We start from the raw sequence: 1,477 nt of genomic DNA on the forward strand, positions 1-1,477 counted from the left end.
TATCCTTTCTCTGCGCTGTGCTTATCTCAATGGTCAACTTTCCACTTGATATATGTGCAAAACTGAGATGCACCCGGGCAAGGGTTCAAAACCGCACTTCTGTTGAGCTTCTAAAACGCCTTGCGTGTAGGTAAATTGGTAGTTGGTTCCGTCAAATGTTAGCCTGCCAATGGGAAACCAGGAACGGCTGTTTGGATCTTGCCAAGCCAAAAAAAGCGTTGAGTGTGTTTTCACGGTAGCGTTTTCCTCAAGTTAAGCAGTCTGTGTTGATTGAATTCAATAATTTTTTGGGCAAACTCGGCTGCAATCGGTGAGATACGAGTGTTAGGAATTCGATTAAAAATATCCACTAAGTAGCTAGAGAAAATTAATTACATAGTTTTCTCCAAATTCTTTCAGGATTTTTTCCACAGATGTAACAAAAGTTCCCCAACTCTTGTAAGCAGATATTTCAATCCATTCATACTTAATAAACAGCCATAAAATTTCAATTAAATTTAATTCAGGTGAGTAAGAAGGCAACTCAAAAAGAGTAATATTACGTTGTTTCCACTCTTCTATTTTGTCAACAATAGCATCACTGGTATGAATAGAAGCTTGATCTGTGACAATCACCGTTGGCTTATGTACTGTGGGCAAAAAAGCATCAATACAGGCAATAACCACATCGCAATTAATACTTTGAGATGAAATATAAGTTTCAAGATGGTTATTTCGATTCATGATTCCTAGTACATTCATTCGCTGACTACGACGACTAGGAATTGTTAAATATTCTCCGATATCCTGCCAGCCATAGGGGACACAAGGAATCAAACAACATCCCGTTTCATCCAAGTAATATAAATCAATTTTTCCCTGATCATCCAATTGCTTTAATTCTTCTAATTGCGCCTTTTTCTATTGATATTCCTGGGCTGGAGGCGTTCCTGCAACTCCTTTACGAAGGAGATGCCAACTCATGTTTAGAGTTTTTAGTATTCTTTGAATTGTTTTTGTACTGGGAGTTATGCCCCAGGTCTCTTGAACTTTTTGGCTAACATTTTTTAATTGCCTTGGCTCTTGTTTAGCCCCTTCTTTAATTTGGGCTTTCTGCGAAGAGTTAAATAGTGGCTTAGAACCTCTTCCTGGTTTATTATAAAGTCCTATCATTCCCTCTAATTCCCACCGATTGAACCAGTTATAGAGGGTCTTATAACTTATTTGAAAAATATTCATTAACTCTCCTTTTTTTACTCCTTGCGAAGCTAATATGAGGCAATGTGCACGCGTGACGTACCTGATGATGTCGGCTTTTGCGATAAATTCGAGTCGAGCAATTTAGACGAAAGAGGATTTATTTCCCTGATAAACATATGAAATTCTAATTAACTCATAATTTTGCCTGGAATATCATTCTACTATAGCAATTCCATTTGAGATGTAAATATGAATTTCTATGGTAAAATAGGAAAGTTTGATAATAAATGAAAGGGGA

General features: G+C 37.0%; 1 protein-coding gene and 1 pseudogene. Both read right to left on the reverse strand.

The genetic code is table 11. The features are described from left to right. Positions 1 to 33 precede the first annotated feature (33 nt). On the reverse strand, positions 34 to 234 hold the full coding sequence (locus tag QUA47_RS30805) for a hypothetical protein (protein WP_445302565.1): 201 nt from the start codon (positions 232 to 234) through the stop codon (positions 34 to 36). Between the two features lie 123 nt (positions 235 to 357). Next, positions 358 to 1,336, reverse strand: a pseudogene (locus QUA47_RS30810) (IS630 family transposase). Positions 1,337 to 1,477: the final 141 nt, after the last annotated feature.

This window comes from Microcoleus sp. MON2_D5 (assembly GCF_036701905.1).
Lineage (GTDB): Bacteria > Cyanobacteriota > Cyanobacteriia > Cyanobacteriales > Microcoleaceae > Microcoleus.